This window comes from Vibrio variabilis (assembly GCF_003263785.1).
GTDB classification, from domain to species: Bacteria; Pseudomonadota; Gammaproteobacteria; order Enterobacterales; family Vibrionaceae; genus Vibrio; species Vibrio variabilis.
In genome coordinates, this window is record NZ_JYJK01000078.1 from 110,539 (window position 1) to 130,817 (window position 20,279).

At 46.7% G+C, this 20,279-nt stretch carries 12 protein-coding genes and 5 pseudogenes; 10 read left to right on the top strand and 7 right to left on the bottom strand.

Going from position 1 to position 20,279, the window contains the following annotated elements; all coding sequences use genetic code 11:
* Nucleotides 1-34: 34 nt before the first annotated feature.
* From TZ48_RS13090 to TZ48_RS13100, 3 genes and pseudogenes are all read left to right on the top strand, one after another.
* Nucleotides 35-1,941: pseudogene (locus TZ48_RS13090) on the top strand (DUF294 nucleotidyltransferase-like domain-containing protein).
* Nucleotides 1,942-1,944: 3 nt separating this feature from the next.
* Complete coding sequence (locus tag TZ48_RS13095) at nt 1,945-2,163, top strand: hypothetical protein (RefSeq protein ID WP_112479476.1); 219 nt, start codon at nt 1,945-1,947, stop codon at nt 2,161-2,163.
* Nucleotides 2,136-2,672, top strand: coding sequence for a 3'-5' exonuclease (locus TZ48_RS13100; protein ID WP_112479477.1), 537 nt, complete (start codon nt 2,136-2,138; stop codon nt 2,670-2,672). Before TZ48_RS13095 ends, TZ48_RS13100 begins: the two co-directional genes overlap by 28 nt.
* Nucleotides 2,673-2,692: 20 nt before the next feature.
* Here the strand turns inward: TZ48_RS13100 and TZ48_RS13105 are convergent.
* Nucleotides 2,693-3,260 (bottom strand): annotated as a pseudogene (locus tag TZ48_RS13105) (hypothetical protein).
* A 270-nt stretch (nt 3,261-3,530) separates the two neighbouring features.
* On the bottom strand, nt 3,531-5,129 hold the full coding sequence (locus tag TZ48_RS13110) for an isocitrate lyase (RefSeq protein WP_112479478.1): 1,599 nt from the start codon (nt 5,127-5,129) through the stop codon (nt 3,531-3,533).
* A 133-nt stretch (nt 5,130-5,262) separates the two neighbouring features.
* On the opposite strand from TZ48_RS13110, the pseudogene TZ48_RS13115 reads away from it, so the two are divergent.
* The 4 genes and pseudogenes from TZ48_RS13115 (at nt 5,263) to TZ48_RS13130 (ending at nt 11,694) form a co-directional block, all read left to right on the top strand.
* A pseudogene (locus tag TZ48_RS13115) lies at nt 5,263-6,215 on the top strand (LysR family transcriptional regulator).
* 127 nt (nt 6,216-6,342) lie between these two features.
* A pseudogene (locus TZ48_RS13120) lies at nt 6,343-8,527 on the top strand (malate synthase G).
* Between the two features lie 447 nt (nt 8,528-8,974).
* Nucleotides 8,975-10,858 (top strand): M16 family metallopeptidase, encoded by a 1,884-nt coding sequence (locus tag TZ48_RS13125; protein WP_162674573.1) that lies wholly within the window; start codon nt 8,975-8,977, stop codon nt 10,856-10,858.
* Nucleotides 10,798-11,694: an insulinase family protein gene (locus tag TZ48_RS13130; RefSeq protein WP_112479480.1), complete on the top strand. Its 897-nt coding sequence runs from the start codon at nt 10,798-10,800 to the stop codon at nt 11,692-11,694. Before TZ48_RS13125 ends, TZ48_RS13130 begins: the two co-directional genes overlap by 61 nt.
* 439 nt (nt 11,695-12,133) lie before the next feature.
* Here the strand turns inward: TZ48_RS13130 and TZ48_RS25860 are convergent, their stop codons facing one another.
* From TZ48_RS25860 to ohr, 4 genes are all read right to left on the bottom strand, one after another.
* Nucleotides 12,134-13,591 (bottom strand): RecQ family ATP-dependent DNA helicase, encoded by a 1,458-nt coding sequence (locus TZ48_RS25860; protein ID WP_338062275.1) that lies wholly within the window; start codon nt 13,589-13,591, stop codon nt 12,134-12,136.
* On the bottom strand, nt 13,531-14,280 hold the full coding sequence (locus TZ48_RS25865) for a RecQ family ATP-dependent DNA helicase (RefSeq protein WP_275426438.1): 750 nt from the start codon (nt 14,278-14,280) through the stop codon (nt 13,531-13,533). Before TZ48_RS25865 ends, TZ48_RS25860 begins: the two co-directional genes overlap by 61 nt.
* A 381-nt stretch (nt 14,281-14,661) precedes the next feature.
* Nucleotides 14,662-15,462, bottom strand: coding sequence for a glucosamine-6-phosphate deaminase (gene nagB, locus TZ48_RS13140; protein ID WP_112460027.1), 801 nt, complete (start codon nt 15,460-15,462; stop codon nt 14,662-14,664).
* A 287-nt stretch (nt 15,463-15,749) separates the two neighbouring features.
* Entirely contained in the window at nt 15,750-16,172 is a 423-nt protein-coding gene (ohr, locus tag TZ48_RS13145) for an organic hydroperoxide reductase Ohr (RefSeq protein ID WP_112479481.1), read from the bottom strand.
* A 118-nt stretch (nt 16,173-16,290) separates the two neighbouring features.
* Here ohr and ohrR point away from each other — a divergent pair, with 118 nt between their 5' ends.
* The 3 genes and pseudogenes from ohrR (at nt 16,291) to TZ48_RS13160 (ending at nt 18,824) form a co-directional block, all read left to right on the top strand.
* Entirely contained in the window at nt 16,291-16,731 is a 441-nt protein-coding gene (ohrR, locus tag TZ48_RS13150; protein ID WP_112460029.1) for a transcriptional regulator OhrR, read from the top strand.
* Nucleotides 16,732-16,736: 5 nt separating this feature from the next.
* A complete protein-coding gene (locus tag TZ48_RS13155; RefSeq protein WP_112479482.1) occupies nt 16,737-17,654 on the top strand; it encodes a LysR family transcriptional regulator in 918 nt (305 codons plus the stop codon).
* Between the two features lie 253 nt (nt 17,655-17,907).
* Nucleotides 17,908-18,824: pseudogene (locus TZ48_RS13160) on the top strand (DMT family transporter).
* Between the two features lie 57 nt (nt 18,825-18,881).
* On the opposite strand, the gene TZ48_RS13165 reads toward TZ48_RS13160, so the two are convergent.
* Complete coding sequence (locus TZ48_RS13165; protein ID WP_239670849.1) at nt 18,882-19,961, bottom strand: BamA/TamA family outer membrane protein; 1,080 nt, start codon at nt 19,959-19,961, stop codon at nt 18,882-18,884.
* Nucleotides 19,962-20,279: the final 318 nt, after the last annotated feature.

Here is a 20,279-nt window from a genome sequence, read left to right on the forward strand (position 1 = left end):
TATTGTAATACAAAATAGAAGTCTGGAGACAAACATGACCGATGCTCTTGTACCCAATATTACTCACTTTCTCAATAACGTAGACCCATTCAATAAAATGCCTGAGTCGCTGGTAAGACAGGTCGCTTCCACGGTTAAAATTACCTACGTGGGGAAAGGCGAGATCCTTGACCCTTGCTTGAATAGCACAACAGCGCAATCCGTCGAGGTAGAAGAGTCAGAGAAACAAGACAAATATCTGTACGTGATCCGCTCCGGTGCTATGGAGCAAAGAGAATCGGATGGCGTACTGCGTGCAAGATTGGGTGCAGAGGATGTTTTCGGTTTTACCTTCTTAGACAGCAGTGTCTCGGATCAAAAGGGCTACAAAGCCATTGCTTTGGAGAACACCTTACTGTATCTGATTCCACATAAGGCATTGACGTCGATTTTCAAGGACTCTCCAGAGTTCGCCGAGCATTTCGCCGCACAAGCTCAAACACGACTTAAGTCCGCGCTGGATGTCGTATGGTCGAACAAAGAAAAAGGTTTGTTTATTCGAACGGTGTCTGAGGTCGCTAGCAAAGCCATTGCTATTGTAGATGCAAAAATGTCGATTCAAGAGGTGGCCAAGGAGATGCGTTATAAAAAGCGTTCTTCGACAGCGTGGTCTGTGATGACGGTCAGTTAATCGGCATTATTACTGACAGGGACATGACCAAACGCGTAATTGCGGACGGGTATGAACTCAATGCGCCAATCAAATCAGTCATGACGGCCAATCCTATGACCGTCAGCCCTAATGACTTAGTTCTGCATGCTGCATCACTGATGATGCAGCACAATATTCGCAGTCTACCTGTCGTTGACGAAGGCAAGGTTGTCGGACTGCTCACCACTTCTCACTTAGTTCAAAACCATCGTATGCAAGCTATCTTCCTAATTGAGAAGATAAAGTATGCCGAGTCAGTTGAAGACTTGGAAGCGCTCAATACCGAGCGACAAGCGATATTCGAAGCACTTATCGAGGGGCAAGTGCCGCCAGATATTACTGGTCGAGTAATGGCGATGATGATGGATGCTTACAACCGACGTCTAATTCAAATGGCGATCTCCCACTTCGGAGAGCCACCGTGCAAGTTTGCGTGGATCGTTGCCGGTTCACACGCCCGAAATGAAGTCCATATGCTGTCTGATCAAGACAGTGCATTGGTGCTCAGTGACGACGCGACTGAAAATGATAAAGTTTATTTCCGTCAACTTTCCCAATACGTGGTGAAGGGGCTGGATGCATGTGGTTATCCTCTCTGTCCTGGCAATTACATGGCAGCGACGCCGAAATGGTGTCAGCCACTATCCGTGTGGAGAGAATACTACCGCAAATGGGTATCGAACCCTGAGTATGAGCGTCTTCTCAACATCAGTGTGTTCTTAGAGATACGCTGCGTATACGGTGAGTCGAGTTACGCTGATGAGCTCAGAGATGAGCTGCATAGCCAGATAAAATCAAACCGTGAATTCCTTGGTATTTTGACAAGAGACGCCATTAATACTCAGCCACCGCTTGGGGTATTCAAAAACCTCGTGTTGGAAAAAACTGGCGAGAATAAGAAAACCCTCAATATCAAGAAGTACGCAATTAACTTGATCATTGATTTGGCGCGCATCTATGGCCTAGCCGTAGAGTGTGAATCTGCCAATACCAAAGAACGTTTCACGCGAGCTAATGAGCAGGGGATCTTAAGCGATGATGCCTACAAGAATATCCTCAACACCTATCAATATGTATTGATGTTTAGGCAACACCATCAGTTGGAAGCGTTAAAGCAAGGTGGTCAACCAAACAGCCATATTAATCCCGATACATTTGGCAGTTTTGAACGTGGCAATCTAAAGGACGCGTTTTTGATCATTTCTGGGTTGCAAGATGCGGCGAAAGTTCGCTTTGGTGGAAGGATATAGTTTGTGTTGAGAGCCGTTTGGAAACTGATGAACCGCATTCACGCGTACCATCAATTTGAAAAAAAGCGTACACAGTACTTTTCAAAGGTCTCCACACCAAAAGAGCTGGATGGACTATCAAGTGGTGAACTTCCAGAGATTGAGTCGTTTGGCAGTCAGTTGAACTATCTGGTCGTTGATTTCGAGAGACGGGATTGGATGCCAGCACTGATAGCATCTTAAGCGTGGGCTGGGTTGCGGTGAATGGGTTTAGCATTGACTTGGAGTCTGCTCAGCATTTGTACGTCGATACAACAGCAAGCGTCAATGCAGACGGTGCAGTCGTAAACCACATTGTTCCGGAAATGCTCAAAGATGGTGTTCCCCTCGATGAAGCGATGAATCGACTATTTGATGCGGCGAAGAACCGTATATTGATTGCTCACGGTGCGATCATAGAAGCGTCGTTTGTAGAGGAATATTTGAATCATCGATATGGTTTGAAGGACGTGCCGATACTCTGGATTGATACCTTAGCTATCGAAAAATCAATGGCCAAGGCCGTTAACGCAGACAGCTCTATCGATGTGCGTCTTGCAGAAACAAGGGAAAGATACGGACTGCCAGAGTACAATGGTCATGAAGCACTCATTGATGCCATCGCCACCGCTGAGCTGTTTTTAGCTCAGCAGACGCGTTTATTCGACAAAAGCTACCCTTGTATTGGCAAGCTCTATCGAATGAGTCGATAAGAGCATCTATTTGTGTGAGCTTACTCCGTGACAGGCTCACGCAGCTCTTCAATGCATCCTCGGCTAATGTCTTCATTGATGTAAGCCATGCCAAGAATGTTTAAGAAATCCATTCGATCGGCGTTGCGAAGGTCAATCTCTGGCACGGCAAGATTATTGTCTTGATAGAGCTTAGCGATGTGCGCCATAAATGCCTCGCCATCACGCATCATCAGAAGGCTCATTGCGCCTACGTCCGGTTTAACGCGACTTTGCTGATCCTCGTTGAGGTTTACCTGCAAAACGACGGGCTCTTCACTTCCTCCAAACCTTACACCACGTTCGCGAACCGTTTGCTGCGCCCAATAGTAGGCGAGCTCTTTACTTTGCGTGAGAAATACTGGCTCGGTGGCGTCTTGGAAGTGATTTCCTATGGTTGCATGGTGGCTTTTGCGACATCATTGAGGCTTGGTCGCCAGAGCGTTTTAAGCCTTGTGCTTGGATAGAGGCGACGAGTGCTGAAGAGGTGCCATGGTACCAGGTGTTGCTGGTGGTGAAGCCAGTTTTTGTTAGTAGGGTTTGGGTGTCTTTTAGGTGTTGTGGGGTCATGGGCGGCCTCTTTGTTTTTAGAGCTGGGTGGTGAGAGTTTAGAGTTGAAGGTTAAAGGTTAAAGGTTAAGAGTTAAGGGCTAAGAGTTAAGGGCGAAGAGCACCCCCTCAAGCTCCCCGACTACGCGTCCCGTTATTAAGCGGGAGAATTACTGGCTTGCTCCTGTCGTCGCATCGCGTATTTTGTATATAAGGCGATGCGTTAGCGAGCCTGTGGTTCCTCCCCTTTAAGCGGGGCGCGCAGCCGGGAGGCTAGGAGGGGTAAAAGCTCTTAGTCAAACTGATGCGAAGTATTCAACTCACCCGCCGCTTTCAGCGCGTTCTCACCCGCAAAGTACTCTTTGTGGTCATCACCGATATCTGAACCAGACATGTTTTGGTGTTTAACACACGCGATACCTTGGCGGATTTCTTTACGTTGAACGTTCTTAACATAGCCAAGCATGCCTTCATCACCGAAGTACTCTTTCGCTAGGTTATCTGTTGATAGCGCAGCGGTGTGGTACGTTGGTAGTGTGATTAGGTGGTGGAAGATACCTGCTTCACGTGATGCGTCTGCTTGGAACGTGCGGATTTTGTCGTCAGCGCGTTTTGATAGCTCGGTTTCGTCATATTCAGCGCTCATTAAGTTTGCGCGGTCGTATGCTGATACATCTTCACCAGCTTCTACCATGGCGTCGTACGCTTGTTGGCGGAAGTTTAGCGTCCAGTTAAATGAAGGCGAGTTGTTGTAAACTAGCTTCGCGTTCGGGTGTACTGCACGTACGCCGTCCATCATCTCTTTGATTTGACCGATGTGTGGCTTCTCAGTTTCAATCCACAGTAGGTCAGCACCTGCATTGATAGCTTCGATACAGTCAAATACACAGCGATCTTCACCCGTACCTGAGCGGAACTGATATAGGCCAGAAGGTAGACGCTTAGGACGTACTAGCTTGCCATCGCGGTTAAAGCAAACGTCGCCTTGTTTCATGTCTGCAACATCGATCTCTTCAACGTCTAGGTAAGAGTTGTAGATGTCGCCTTGGTCGCCCGGCTCTTTCACTACCGCAATTTCTTTGGTTAGGCCAGCGCCTTGTGAGTCAGTACGTGCAACGATGATGCCGTTGTCGATGCCAAGCTCGAGGAATGCATAACGTAGCGCGCGCAGTTTCGCGTGGAAGTCAGCGTGAGGTACGGTTACTTTACCGTCTTGGTGACCACACTGCTTCTCATCAGCTACTTGGTTTTCAATCTGTAGACAACACGCACCCGCTTCAATCATTTTCTTAGCCAGTAGGTAAGTCGCTTCTGCGTTACCAAAACCAGCATCGATATCGGCAACGATTGGTACAACGTGAGTTTGATGGTTGTCGATTTTGTCTTGGATTTGATCTTGAAGTGCGACATCGCCTGCTTCACGAGCTGCGTCTAGCTCACGGAATAGACCGCCTAGTTCACGCGCATCCGCTTGACGAAGGAAGGTGTATAGCTCTTCGATTAGTGCAGGAACAGACGTCTTCTCATGCATTGACTGGTCTGGAAGTGGACCGAAATCAGAGCGCAGTGCCGCCACCATCCAACCTGATAGGTATAGGTAACGCTTATCAGTCTTGCCACCGAAGTGCTTCTTAATAGAAATCATTTTTTGTTGGCCAATGAAACCGTGCCAGCAACCCAAAGACTGAGTGTACTGAGACTTGTCTGCGTCGTACGCTTCCATGTCTGCACGCATTATATCCGCCGTGTATTGCGCGATATCTAGGCCAGTTTTGAATTTGTTTTGAGCACGCATACGAGCAGCAGATTCAGCATCGATGGCATCCCATGGCGTACCTGCAGCGCGTTTTGCAACTTCGATCATTTCGATATCTTGATTAATTTGCGACATAACTATTCCTTAGTTTCACGTTGGATATAGGGTGGCCAGTGGCCTGTAGTATTAACTAGTTGTTATGGACAAATCCTAGCCGCTTGTGTGATAATTTTGTTAATTTATAGTTGTTATACTCGGTATTTTTGTTATGAATATTGCTCGTATTGACCTTAATTTACTTGTGTATTTAGACATGCTGCTGCGAGAACGAAACGTGACCCGCGCGGCGAATCAGTTGGGCATCACTCAGCCTGCGATGAGTAATGGATTGCGTCGCCTGCGTGATTTGTTTGAAGATCCACTTTTGGTGCGAACCAGTGAAGGGATGATCCCGACCGAGCGTGCCCAGAAGCTTCAGCCGCAGATCCGAAATATTCTTGCTAATGTAGAAAAGACGGTGCAAACCACGACCGAGTTTCATGCTGAGGATAGCGAGCGCGTGTTTCGTATCATGCGAGTGATTACGCCGAGTCCACTATTATTCAACCGCTATTGGAAAAGCTCAGTGAAATTGCCCCCAAGATACGCTTGGACATCATGACGCCGAGTGATGTGAGCTATCAAGATGTAGAGCAGGGCACGGTCGATATCGTCATCAACCGCTTTGATGATATTCCTCAGTCCTTCCATCAAATGAGCCTGTGGCATGATGGCTTTTCTTGTCTATTCAGTCGCGACAACCCGATCGCCGATAACTTTGATTTGTTCTCTTATCTAAAGGCGCAGCATGTTTGGGTAAGTAAAACCGGCATGGGTACCGGGCACGGTGTCAATCCGAGTCAAGCTCAGAAACTGGGCTGGATTGATGAGGCGTTGATGAAAATAGGTAAGACGCGAAATATCACTGTGTTCACTCGTCACTACCTTTCCGCGATTCTTTTTGCACAGCAGAAGAATCTGATCTTGACCATTCCGAGCAAGGCTGCTCAATCACAGCGCAACAATCCCAAGCTGCTTATCAAACCTGCGCCATTTGCGATAGAGCCGTTTGAGGTCAAGATGGCATGGAGCCCGCTGTTGCAAAGTAATCCCGATCATCAATGGATGCGTCGCCTGATAAAAAGCGTCGCCAATGAGTTGGAAAGTGGCGTAACGGAGTAACTGAGAAGGTCAACAATAGGGGTATTTTTTCTATGAATGTTAACTATAAGTGGCATAAATTAGTCAAATTCTCCTCAGTTACGTAAGTTTTTAAGCAGTGGTCATCGACTAATTCGAGAGAAATTTTATGAGCAATCGTATTCAACAGGGAAGCTTGAACATTGATAGCACCCTCTACAATTTGGTTAATGAGCAAATCATTCCCGGCACTGGTATTGAAGCCGACGCATTTTGGCAATCATTCGAGTCGATCTTATCTGACCTAGCACCAAAAAATCGCGCACTACTCGTCAAGCGTGACGACCTGCAGCATCAAATCGATGTTTGGCATCAAGAGCGCGCAGGTCATGCGATTGATCCAGTCGAGTACAAAACCTTTTTACAGCAAATTGGCTACTTGGTTCCCGAAATCGATGATTTCGAGATCACCACAGAAAACGTAGAGCCAGAAATTGCGACACAAGCAGGACCACAGCTGGTGGTGCCTATTATGAATGCCCGCTTTGCGCTCAACGCAGCGAATGCACGTTGGGGTAGCTTGTATGATGCGCTTTACGGCACGGATGTGATCGGCGAAGAGGACGGTGCGGAGCGTGGTGGCAGCTTTAACCCAGTACGTGGTGAGAAGGTGGTTGCCTATGCTCGTGAGTTTCTTGACTCAGCAGCGCCACTCAACGGCGTATCACACCGAGAAGTCGCTCAGTACAGCATCAGTAATGTCAGTGTAGGTAACACCCTTACCGCTACCCTTACCAACGGTGAGGAAGTGACCTTGATGGATAGCACGCAGTTTATCGGCTATCAGGGGGAGGCGAGTTCACCGTCATGCATTCTTCTTAAACACAATAACCTTCATATCGAAATTCAAATCGACCCGAACACACCGATTGGACGTGTAGATGCAGCGGGCATCAAAGATGTGGTCGTTGAAGCAGCGCTGACCACCATTATGGATTGTGAAGACTCGGTTGCAGCGGTCGATGGTGAAGATAAAGCGTTGGCCTATCGAAACTGGTTAGGTCTGATGAAAGGCGATCTGCAAGAGAGCTAGAAAAGAATGGCAAAACCATTGTTCGAAGTCTGAATCCAGATCGTCAATACACCAGCGTGACAGGCGGAGAGATCAACCTTAAAGGTCGCAGCATGCTGTTTATTCGCAATGTCGGCCACTTAATGACAAACCCAGCGATCCTTGATAGTGCAGGCCGTGAAGTGCCTGAAGGTATTATGGATGCCATGATCACCTCTTTGATTGCCATCCACGATCTTAAAGGCAATAGCCCATACCAAAATTCGACTTCAGGCAGCATCAATATCGTGAAACCTAAGATGCACGGCCCTGAAGAAGTGGCGTTTACCAACGAACTATTTACTCGAGTGGAAGACGCGCTAGGTTTGGAACGAAATACCATCAAAGTCGGTATTATGGACGAAGAGCGTCGCACCTCGGTGAACCTAAAAGCGTGTATTCATGCTGCGAAAGAGCGTGTCGTATTCATCAATACAGGCTTCTTGGATAGAACGGGTGATGAGATCCACACCAGCATGGAGGCGGGCGCATTTGCTCCTAAAGCGCAGCTTAAAACCATGACCTGGATCGGCGCCTACGAAGATCAAAACGTGGATCTCGGTTTGGCGTGCGGTTTACAAGGCAAAGCACAAATTGGTAAAGGTATGTGGCCTGAACCAGACAACATGGCAAAAATGATGGATGCCAAGATTGGTCACCCACAATCAGGTGCTAACACTGCATGGGTTCCTTCGCCAACCGCAGCGACATTGCATGCGCTCCACTACCACCAAGTCAGTGTGCCAAGCCGTCAAAAAGAGCTTCGTGAGCGCGTGATGGCGAGTGTGGATGATATCTTAACGATTCCACTACTAGGCTCGCAAAAGCTGACACCAGAACAAATTCAAAGCGAGTTAGACAACAACGCGCAAGGCATTCTCGGCTATGTAGTACGCTGGATTGACCAAGGTGTTGGCTGTTCCAAAGTGCCAGATATTAATGATGTCGGCTTAATGGAAGATCGCGCCACACTACGTATCTCAAGCCAGCACATTGCCAACTGGTTACGTCATGGTATTTGCACGGAATCTCAAGTGATGAAAACCATGCAGCGTATGGCACAAGTTGTTGACCAACAAAATGCCGATGACCCAAATTACAACAATATGGCCCCAACTTTGACAGCAGCATTGCGTTCTCTGCCGCATGTCAGTTGGTGTTCGAAGGCTGCGCACAGCCCAATGGCTATACCGAGCCCGTATTGCACGCAATGCGACTCAAATTAAAATCACAACAACGATAAAACACTGTAATTACCAAGCCCAAGGTAACACCGCGCTTTCGAGCGCGGTTTTTTTTGCAGTGACTAACGGAAGTTTTACCTCAAAGCTGATATTGTCGTCATTCCTGCGCAGGCAGGAATCTAATTACAGCGAGCGATAGACTCGGAGTCAAACTCGCTTTCGCCCCATTCCTTGTTTGAAGATATATTCCTTATGGCACCTATAGTGGCTGATGAAGTACTACGCCCATGCTTAGTCATTGGCTCTAACAAGAACTCATCAATATTTTATCTTTTAGGGTGTGTTACATGGCCACTGTCTAAAAGCATGAAAGTGCTCGCAAACCCTTTTGACGATTAAATCTATTCAGGTTCACTGTAGTATGTTTCTTGTTCAGCTTAGGCTTAACAGGGATCATGATGATAACAAGAAAATTACTCGTCTGTTTTTTATTGGGCGCCATATTATTGGGGTGTCAAACTACCCTTATCGAACAATCTTTTACGGCGGATACAAGTTGGCACACGACGACATTAGACAATGGGCTCATACTTCATATCAAAGAAGTGCCGGGTCAAACCGTATCGACACGCTTTTTGGTTCGTACTGGTTCTAGAGATGAAGCAGATGACCAAAAAGGTTACGCGCACTTTCTTGAACATATGGCGTTTAACGGTACTGAAGCCTTTCCAAAAAATGACATCGTCGCTCTATTTGGTGAAGAAGGTGTCGCGTTCGGCCAGCACCTCAATGCTTTCACTACACATGCTAATACCGTCTATCAGGTTGATCTTCCCTCTGATGACAAACTAACCAACGCCTTAACCTGGTTCAGAGAAATTGCCACTTCACTTTCTCTAGACCCTGAGGAAGTATCGAGAGAGCGAGGCGTTGTGCTTGGCGAAATGCGTCTTCGATCTCAAACAATTGGAAACCTAGATTTTGAACTTTACCGACTAATAGCAGAGCAATTATACGGTATTAAAGGGGATATTATTGGCAACGAAGACAGTATTCAAAATATCTCAGAGCAGCGATTAAGAGATTTCTACCAAACTCACTACACACCAAATCGCAGTGAAATCTTTATTGCGGGGGATATTGACTCTACTTCAGTGATTACCGAGGTGAATACCATTTTTGGCCAGTGGTTTGCACCAGAAAACGGCTCACCTATCAACAATATCTCACCACTTAAGCGCTCAAAGAGTACCGTTCTTGGCGGAATTAACGGCTCATTCCCATCAACAACCATACTGTTGGATTTGGGCCCAAACACTATGGTGTCGGCGGCGGATTTCGAAGACTTTGCTGCGGCGAACATCTTGACTGATGCCATTAGCACGCGCTTGAACGATCGAGCACGAGATCTAAATATACCCATACAAAATACTTATGCCGAGCTGATCCAATGGTTTGAGCGTGTGGTGATGAGAGTCCATATATCCTATGAAGCGCAGAACCAACAAACAGCCATGCAGTTTTTGGCTAAAGAGTTGGCTACGTTGAGAGACCATGGTTTAAGCAGTTTAGAGGTGGATGCACAAGCGAGTGCTTTTCTGAAGCTCGAATCCAACTTTGCTGACAACTACACGGCGCGCAACTATGCCGATGATCATGTCTTTTTTCGTATGATAGGCAGACAAACGTTGTCCCCAGAGACTTACAAATCGTTATCGGAAGCGTTGGTCTATCGGGCAGACAAAACCTGGTTTAATAAGCGGCTAACAAGTTTGCTTGAAAGTAATGATGTCCAAACGGTCGTTGCCATCGATCACCTCTATTTTTTCACTGAAGCACGACAAGAACAATTGGCTTTCGTCTCTGATATGGAGAGCACGTTTAAGCTAAGTGGCAAAGCGTTGATACTGCCGGAAGTCCTATCCGACTTTCCTCAGCCTGGTGACAGCGGTGAGATCGTGTCAATTGAGGAGCTCGATCCCAACACCTCCAAATGGCAACTTAACAATGGTGTCGTTGTTTACCTCAGGAGTATGCCGAACGCCGGCGATGAAGTTCACGTATACGCTGGCTCAAAAGGTGGACTGGCCGCCCTTTCACCTTCACTTCGCCCCGCGGGTGATCTGATAGCAGGGGCGTACGCAGAGAGTGGTCTTGGCGGCTTTTCCTCCAATGATTACAATCGGTTAATGCTCAAAGAAAATGCGTTTCTTGAACCCATCGTTTGGGAGCATTTACACGGTTTTCATGGCAAATCGACCAAAGCCTCGCTGCCCTTAGTCCTTGCCTCTATCTATCAAGCTTTCAGCACGCAACACTCGATGACGAGATGTTTTCTCGTTACAAAAAGCAATTTATCACGAGCAATCGGCAGTATCTCGAATCCGTGAATGGAAAGGCATTTAAGGCAGTCTCAAATGCAATTTATGATTCTGACTCCGTTCGCTATACGAGAGCGTCTGAGGATTATGAAAAAGTGACGTCGAGTGACATGAAACTTGCTTATGAGCAACTAATGAAAACCAATCGTGGAATGGTATACGTCATCGCGGGAGATATCGCAGTAGACGAGTTCAAGCCACTGGCAAGAAGTTATCTGGCGGCTATGACGTTCAATGAGTTGTCCGCGAATAAGCTCTATCAAGTGAAGTTGAATCCTAAAGATGAGGAACTCACATTTGCGTTTGGATCGGCAGGTAATAATGTGGAGCTGTTTTCAATGTTCGCGCGTAATGCGAAGGAGAAAACCACTAAGGATTATTTCTTAGCTGACATAGCAGGACGGATCGTAACTTCCCGTTTGACAGAACAAGTCAGGGAACTGGGAAGTCTGGATTACTCACCATATTCTTTCGTAGATTGGCCTGAAGGAGCTGACACTCAGCAACTGCTTATTGTGATGAACTCTTCTATCATCAAACGAAAAGAGGCACGAATGGCGTTGAACGAGATTGTTGAGTCTATTGGCAATGGAGCCACAGAAGAAGAGTTCAAGAGCACAACAAAGCAGTTATCTCATGCCCTAAAAGATGGTTTATCGCAACCACATGAGCAGGCAAGAATGATATTCAACTATGTACTTGCCGATGCCGACCCTTTGGCTGTGGTTAATCCTGATAGTGTGATTGATTCATTGACTCAAGAAGACATCAACCAGTATCTAAAAGCGTTTACGTCAAAAACAGCGACTCGGATAGATGTAACTAACTTACCATCGGGGAACTAAAGATTATGCCGGGCATCTCCCGGCATTTTTAATGCAGGGGTGGATGATAAAACCGGTCATTCGAACATAGGTTTCACTTATTCCTATTTGTTCATATAGAGCCAATTAAGCTAACTCACTAGCTCAGAATTGTCCACACATGCCTTAGAAACCGAGCTACGTACTGCAAGGTTCAAAGACCTACCGCGCAGTGGCTGAGCATATTAGCCCTTCGGCCACATTCTCCAAGCGAAAAAAAACGCCAAGACAAACAGTCTTGGCGTCAAAGATAGTAATCGTAAACTCGGGAGGCTGAGTCTCCCATGCTCTACAATCTCAAATATCCCTTTAGCTACTTTCCTGTAGCAACGTTGTGATCATATATTCATCACCTCGATGGCAATACTAGCCTAAAGTGGTAAACACATCGTCATCAGTGCAATCTCATATTCCATTTTTATTAACTTTGTGCCGCCATATTAGCGAGCACACATTTTAGTGTGCCGTAGTCGTATTGCGCCTCAAAATGTTCGAACAGTGGTTTGAGAGCGTGTTGGGCAAGTGAATCGAGCGCTATGGCTTGCTGCGTGATTGTTTCGATCTCGTCTTCGCTTAAAGCGACCACGCTGTTTAACTCGCAGGCGTTTAATTCTATGGCTTGAGCTAGATGAGACATGATTGTTGTCGCCTTTAGTCCGCGTTTATTTGCGATGTCTTCAACGGTAAACCCTTTGTTAAGAAGTCCTAGAGACTCGAGCTCGGTATCTGATAGTTGCTTTTCAGCTTCGGACTTAGGCTCAAGAACGGCGATGAAGGCAGCGCCGTTCTTCTCGATCTTAACTTCACCAAAACCTGAGATAGTCGAAAGTTCATCGAGGGTTTGTGGGCGCACGCTAGCGAGTGATTCCAACGTGGCATCATGACAAATCATGTAAGCCGGCACCGATTGCTGCTTAGCTAGCTCTGCACGAACCTCGCGAAGCTTTTCATACTGCGGCATATCGGCAGTAGACAATGTGCCAGAGTTTTTCTTCTTAGCGCCTTTCGCCGCTTTTTTCGAGACTCGCAGTTTGCGAAGTTCGATGGGCTGCTCACCTTTTAGATAAGGACGACACAACTCGGTAAGCTGCAAACTGCCGTGTTCACCATGTACTTCCAGAAGGTTCATGGCAAGCAGTTGACGAAATACTCCTTGCCACTCTTTCGCAGAAAGGTCGCCACCAATACCAAATGTAGAAAGGGTATCGTGCTGGTTTTGGGTAATTCGACTGTCGGCTTTACCTAAGAGAATGTTGACTAAGTAGCTCACACCAAACCGCTGACCGGTTCGATACACAGTGGAGAGCGCCTTTTGCGTCGCTTGTAAGCCGTCCCAGGTTTCGGGTGGGGTGAGACAGTTATCGCAGTTTCCGCAAGGCGTTGATAGCGTTTCGCCAAAGTAGGCGAGTAGAGATTGGCGACGGCAAGTAGCCAAATCACAATAGCCAAGTAGTCGATTGAGTTTTTGAATGGATACGCGCTTATATTGCTCTGCGCCTTCGGAGTTTTGCACCATTTGTCGTTGTAGAACCATGTCTTGCATACCAAAACTCATCCAAGCATTTGCAGGCATGCCATCACGTCCTGCACGGCCTGTTTCCTGGTAATAGGCTTCAATACTTTTTGGTAGGCTTAAATGCGCCACAAACCGAACATCGGGTTTATCAATCCCCATCCCAAATGCGATAGTAGCGACGACGATGATGCCGTCCTCACTCAAAAAACGGCGCTGGTGATTCGCGCGTTGCTCACTTGATAGCCCTGCGTGGTAAGGCAAAGCGGTTTTGCCCATGTCACACAGCCACTGCGCTGTCTCTTCTACTTTTTTACGTGATAGGCAATAGACAATACCGGCATCACCTTGATGATGAGTATCGATAAAGCGCCATAGCTCTTGTTTGGCATTGCAAGGTCGGAGACGTGGTAAGTGATGTTAGGACGATCAAAACTGTGAACATAAACATCGGCTTGCTCAAGTGCCAATTGAGCGATGATCTCTTCACGTGTTTTAAGATCGGCGGTAGCGGTGAGCGCGATTCTCGGCACGGCAGGAAAGCGCTGCTTGAGCACACTGAGCTGCTGATACTCCGGGCGAAAATCGTGACCCCATTGGCTTACACAGTGTGCTTCATCAATAGCAAACAGCGACAGGCTCGATTGCTCCAGCAAACGAAGCGTTTTTTCCATTAATAGTCGTTCAGGTGCGACATACAGGATTTGGATGTCACCAGTGAGTACTTGCTCCTCCACGACTTGCTGATCGTACGGGCTCAATGTTGAGTTTAGGTAAGCAGCACGAACGCCAACTTGATGTAGGGCGTCGACTTGATCTTGCATCAGTGCGATAAGGGGAGATACCACAACGCCAACTCCCTGCCTTAGAATCGCCGGAATTTGATAACAAATAGATTTACCGCCGCCGGTTGGCATTAATGTCAGTACATCATTCCCCAACATCAACGAGTCGATAATATCCGCTTGTTGATGACGAAAATTATCGTAACCAAATAGAGATTTCAGCAGTTCATTGGGCGTGATGGGATTCGCGGTCGGAGTATTTGGCATCATAGAAGCTTTGGGGTTATCACAAAGTGGGAAGATAGCGGGAAAGTGTGTCAGGAGCAGAGTAGGTTTTCAAGCATTCATCGAGATAATGCGCAGTCATTCTCAATGTGGTTGTGGAACTGTGTCGTAAGAGTTGTACGACTTGAGGTTAGTCTTGTTATGACAAGGCTTTTTCAAGGTGCTGTGAGTGATTAGGAATGGGAACGCAGCGAGAGAAAGTCGGGCTTAGCTTGGCATATAAGCCCGACCTATACGGAGCTTTGGAATACTGTGCGTTTCCATCGCTTTTGCTGCCTTTTGCTAATAGTGCAAAGAGGTAACAATTTGTTAGACACAAGGTAGAAGAAAAGTTCCGCTACCTTGTATCTGAAGGCTTAAAAAAGCTTATAGACCTTTGATGTTCTCAACTTCAAGTTCGTTGAAGTAGCGAACTGTCTTCACTTTTAGCTCTTGTTGAGCTGCATCGTCAGCAACGATGATTGCTTTAGAGTGCATTTGTAGCGCAGTCACTGTCCACATGTGGTTTACAGAGCCTTCTACAGCCATTTGTAGAGCTTGAGCTTTGTTGTGACCCATAGTTAGGATCATCACTTCTTCTGCGTCTAGTAGAGTTGCAACACCGATAGTTAGTGCGTATTTAGGCACTTGGTTGATGTCGTTGTCGAAGAAACGAGAGTTTGCGATACGCGTGTCTTCTGTCAGTGTCTTGATACGAGTACGAGAGTTTAGAGATGAACCTGGCTCGTTGAACGCGATGTGACCATCGATGCCTACGCCGCCCATGAATAGGTTGATCTTGCCGTATGAACGGATTTTCTCTTCGTATGCTGCACAGTGTGCGTCGATATCGTCCGCTAGACCGTCAAGAAGGTTGATGTTTTCTTCTTGGATATCAACGTGGTTGAAGAAGTTGTTGTACATGAAAGAGCGGTATGACTCAGGGTGCTCAGGGTCGATACCTACGTACTCATCCATGTTGAACGTCACAACGTGTTTGAAGCTTACTTCGCCTGCTTTGTGCAGAGCGATAAGTGCTTTGTACGTTGAAAGAGGCGTTCCACCAGTTGGTAGACCCAAAACAAACGGCTTTTCTGCTGTCGGTTTGAAAGCGTTGATACGCTCAACGATGTGGCGAGCAGCCCATTTACCTACTTGTTCTGCGTTCTGTAATGGAATAAGTCTCATGTTGATCCCCTAATAAAAGAATTTAATGTGTTCTGAAACATTAATTCGCATTATAAAAAAAGTTTTTCGACACGGCTATTACTTTTCTGTGAATTTTCGTTTTTTTCTTGATCGGGATCGCCTTTTGCCATTCGTGTTGAAGGTTTGTTAACAAGAAGTGCTTTTTTAACAAGAAAAATTTTCAGAAGAAAATAAAGTGCGGTTTTGGGGGGGTTGGGGAGAGAAACTTGAAGAGGTAGGCTTAAGGAGGCTGGGTAATTGGGCAGGAAGCCTGCCCAAACCCTTGTTTAGATCGCTTGACCGTTAGCGGTGACTGCAACGTCGACGTTGCCACGCAGTGCGTTCGAGTATGGGCAAACTTGGTGCGCGACACGAACCAGTTCTAGTGCTGCGGCATCATCCATATCTAAAGTCACATCCAGAGCGACATCAAGAACAAACCCACCATGTTCATTGGCCTTTAGTGCGACCGTTGCTTTTGTTGGTGCTTGTTTTACTGCTAGTTTCTGCTGCTGAGCGACATGAAGAATGGCATTAGAAAAACACGCTGAGTAACCTGCTGCAAAGAGCTGTTCTGGGTTAGTTGCAGTGCCAGTTCCACCTAGCTCTTTTGGATAAGAAAGCGCAAGATCGAGCAAGCCATCATCTGTTGATACTTGTCCATTGCGGCCGGCGATTGCAGTTGCTGAAGTAGAGTAAAGTGCTGACATAGGTTCATCCTTTTATCGATTTTGATTGTGTAAAATTAGGTTGTGCGCTAACTATATTGTTAAAGTTGGATGATTGCAAGTATATTGTGCACAACTTAATTTACTCGAGTGGCCAATTATGAAGTTAGATAGCCCTGAAGCCTTAGATCTAGACAAGCAAGTTTGTTTCGCACTGTACAGTGCTAGCAATGCACTGACTCGTGCCTATCGGCCAATTCTTGAGCAAGTCGACCTCACTTATCTGCAATACATGACGATGTTGGTACTTTGGAAACAAGCGCCTATGAATGTCAAAGATATCGGGGCAGAATTGAAACTCGATTCCGGCACACTTACGCCGCTGCTTAAACGCTTAGAGCAAAAGGGCTTGGTGGAGCGTAAGCGCAGTGAATCCGACGAGCGTGCTCGAATGATTTTTGTTACCGAGCAGGGTAACGCGCTTCGCGAGAAAGCGATGTCGATACCTGGAGCGATTGCTTGTAAAGCCAAACTCGACCCAGAGGAGGCGATGGTGCTCAAACGGATTTGTGAGCGACTAACAGACAATTTGATGGATTAACATAGATGGATATTGAAGGACTCAATCGAGTCGGGTTTAAACATTTATTGGCGCTGCATGTGATGCTAGATACGTGCAACGTGACTAAAACGGCAGAGCTACTGTCTGTTACCCCTTCTAGCGTAAGCAAAACTATTACTCAGTTACGCGATATTCTTGATGATGAGCTGTTTTTTAGAGATGGCACTTCGCTAACTCCAACGCTTTACGCTGTTGAGATCGCTCCGCTCGTGCATTCAATGTTGGCGAGTATGAATGGCTTGCTTAACCAAGCTCGTTTTGAACCGCAAGTATTTGAAGGCCGTTTTAGCCTATCAATGCGTGAAAGTACGTTTGAACTGTTTGCTAAACCGCTGGCGAAACTGACGACCGAGCTCACACCCAAAGCTAAGCTCAATATCATGACTAAGGCGAAATTTGGCTTTGGTGCGCTTCATAGTGGGCAAGTGGACTTCATTATCTTGCCACACGATGTCAGTCAGCCACCAACTAACACCAAAGAGCTGGTATGGGAGGTTGTGCTCGAAGATGAGTTGGTGTGTTTGATGTCACCTGACCACCCATTAGCAGAGGTTGATCTAACGATAGAGCATTACCTCAATAGTCAGCATATTGGCATCGCTGAGTCGGAGCTGAGCCGTCCTTACTTTGAACAAACACTTAGGCAACAACACGGTGTTCGCGATGTGAAAATGATTGTGCCAGATTTTGGCGCTGCCGCGGTGATGTGTCATCAGTCCGAGTTACTGTTTACCTGTTCAAAACAGTGGGCTGACGTCGCCAGTCAAGCGAAGGGATTGACGGTAAAGTCTCTGCCGTTTGAATATGGCAAGGTGGCTTACAGCGTTGTCTGGAATCGAGCGGCGATCAACGATCCTGCTATTCAGTGGCTTTGTTGTTATTTGCGTGATTTACGTGTCTAGTTGAATCAATACCGAGCTGATTTAACGACCTAAAGGATTGGAGTGTCGAATAAATCGTTAGTTGCATACCAGGTCAGCTTCTTGTAGCCTGAAATTTCATCAAAAAGGGTATTTATGCATCACACAGTTTCTTACCTCTGGCTCACACTCACTATGCCTGTAGCTCGGTAGGATCCCCTGTGCCTGGCTACGAGTTGATTGTAGCCAGAATCGCACCTTCATTCTCGTAGCCCAAAGTTAAAAAGGAACGAGAATGAACTCAAGGACACACATCGCTCATCACGACAAAAAGCAGCAAGTTCAGGGATTAATATACGCGTTAGTCGGTACCGCACTTTTTTCAATTAAACCTATTTTCATCAAAATAGCCTATCAATATGGTGGCGATGCGACGGCCATTATGTCGCTTCGCGCACTGAGTTCATTACCCTTTTACCTCATCGTGTTGTGTTTGCTGTGCCGGGATGGGCAAAAGCGTTCACTGGTACGTCACCATGGTTGGCAAGCGGCACTCGTTGGCATCCTCGGCTACTACGTCGCGAGCTATTTGGACATTGCTGCACTGGCCTATATTAGTGCTCAGCTAGAGAGGTTACTGATTTTCTTGTTCCCAAGTTTTGTCGTGTTGCTGAGTTGGCTGTGCTTGGTCAGCGACCCACGCGTAATGTCGTACACGCGGTTGCTCTGGGATATTTAGGAATAGCGGCCATCTTGTTTCATGACGTGCAATCGCTGGGTAGTGAGATTTGGAAGGGGAGCGGCTTGGCTATCGCATCCGCTTTTATTTTCGCCATCTATCTGATGCTGAGTAAAAGTATCATTGGCAAGATGGGAAGCGAGCTATTTACCAGTATTGGTATGGGCAGTGCTGGTGTCGCCATTCTTATCCAACTTGCTTTCTCTTCTGCATCGATGAGCAACTGGTCATTTGAACTTGTCGTGCTTGGTGTCTTACTGGGGATTTTCTGTACTGTGTTGCCGTCTTATTTCGTTGCGGCGGGCATGGCTCGCTTGACCGCGACAGAGCTGAGTATTACCTCGAACATTGGTCCTGGTGTGACGGCTATTATGGCGGTATTGGTGCTATCCGAGGCGTTCACTGTGTTTCATTTTGTTGGATTATGCTTGGTGACCTTGTCGGTATATTGGATGAAGAAGCCAACAAAGTAGCCCTGAGTAAGAGGGTGATGCCGCAACGGTCAGCGGCATCATTATGCCATTGCGGAACTATTTCCAAGCGCTGCCGAACTGAATATACGTTGTCCACTCTTCAGGGCCTTTCGCTACATCGACACCCACACGTATACCCAGTTGGCGAGCGATGAGATAGCGGAAACCGCCACCGCGAGTATAGTAAACCTGACTTTTAGCAATGCTTTCATCGTGGTTAAACGCCGTTCCTGCACCGACGAAGCCCAGTATTGTCCAGCGTTCGTCTATATCGTAACTGAGTTCTAATTCGCCCAACGCTGTATTGTCTGCTTGATAACGCATTGCTGCGATACCACGCATCTCAACATACGGTCGAGCATAAATAGAAGCCGGAAACTCGACGTTGTCTGAAATTGACTTAACATCACCGCGTACGCCAAGCCCCCAGTCTTTCGATAGACGGGTATAGTGTTGAGCATAGGCGTTGTATTTTTGGTAGTCGAACTGGCCACCAAAGGCTTTGCGGTGATAATCGACTTTTAGGCCAGCTTTGGTGCCCTCCCGTGGTGAAAACTGGTTGTTACGAGTGTCGTACATTACTCGCCAGCCGAGGCGGCCATCCTTGGAGGCCTGGTCTAGGCCTTCAAGTTTTGTATCTGAAGACATGTAACTGTAAACCCCGCCGATAAAAAAGTCGGAATCACCGAGGCGAACATCTAGTTCTTGAAAGAAATACATCCCGCGGATGCTCAGATCTAAGGGATTAGGCAGAAGTTCATTGTGGAACTTGAGGTTGAATTTAGCACCAAACAAACCACCCAGATATCTAATGCGATCATTCATCCAGTTACCATAGTGGAAACCACCATAGAGTTGACTTCCATTATTAGTACCGAGAGCCATGAGCCCCGATGTACTGGCAGGAATGTCTTTCACTTCCTCTCCGGCAAGGCGTCTTTGCTTACGCTCTTCGGATTCGTGAAAAAATAGCAATGCTGCTCCGCCACCAACGCCAACGGCAGGGTCGGTAACCGTTAATGGCATGGGAAGAAAACCGACAGCATTATCGAGAATAAACTGGCTGCCATCCAGTCGTCCATCTTTTGGGTCAATGAAGTTATCCATCACGCCAGCCTGAAGGTAGGTACTGCTCAAGAGAGCACTAACAAGGAGAGACAGAGAAAATGATCTATTCTTATTTTTCATATATGTAACAATTCAATAGTAGTTCGGTAAAAGTGCTCCCTGCGTTTTTTCCAATTATATCGGCATATTAACTTCATATTTGTCATTTTTAGAACATGTAAGTACTCAAAATCGAGCTTCTAAGGTGTTTATCTAATCGATTATCGAATGGATTGCATTTGCTTATTAGGTTCTTTGCTCTAACTGTACGGGGCAAATAGATTTGGGTGGTGATCTTCGATGATGAGTGCAGTGGTGTTCATTCACGTGTTACATGAAAAAACAGTA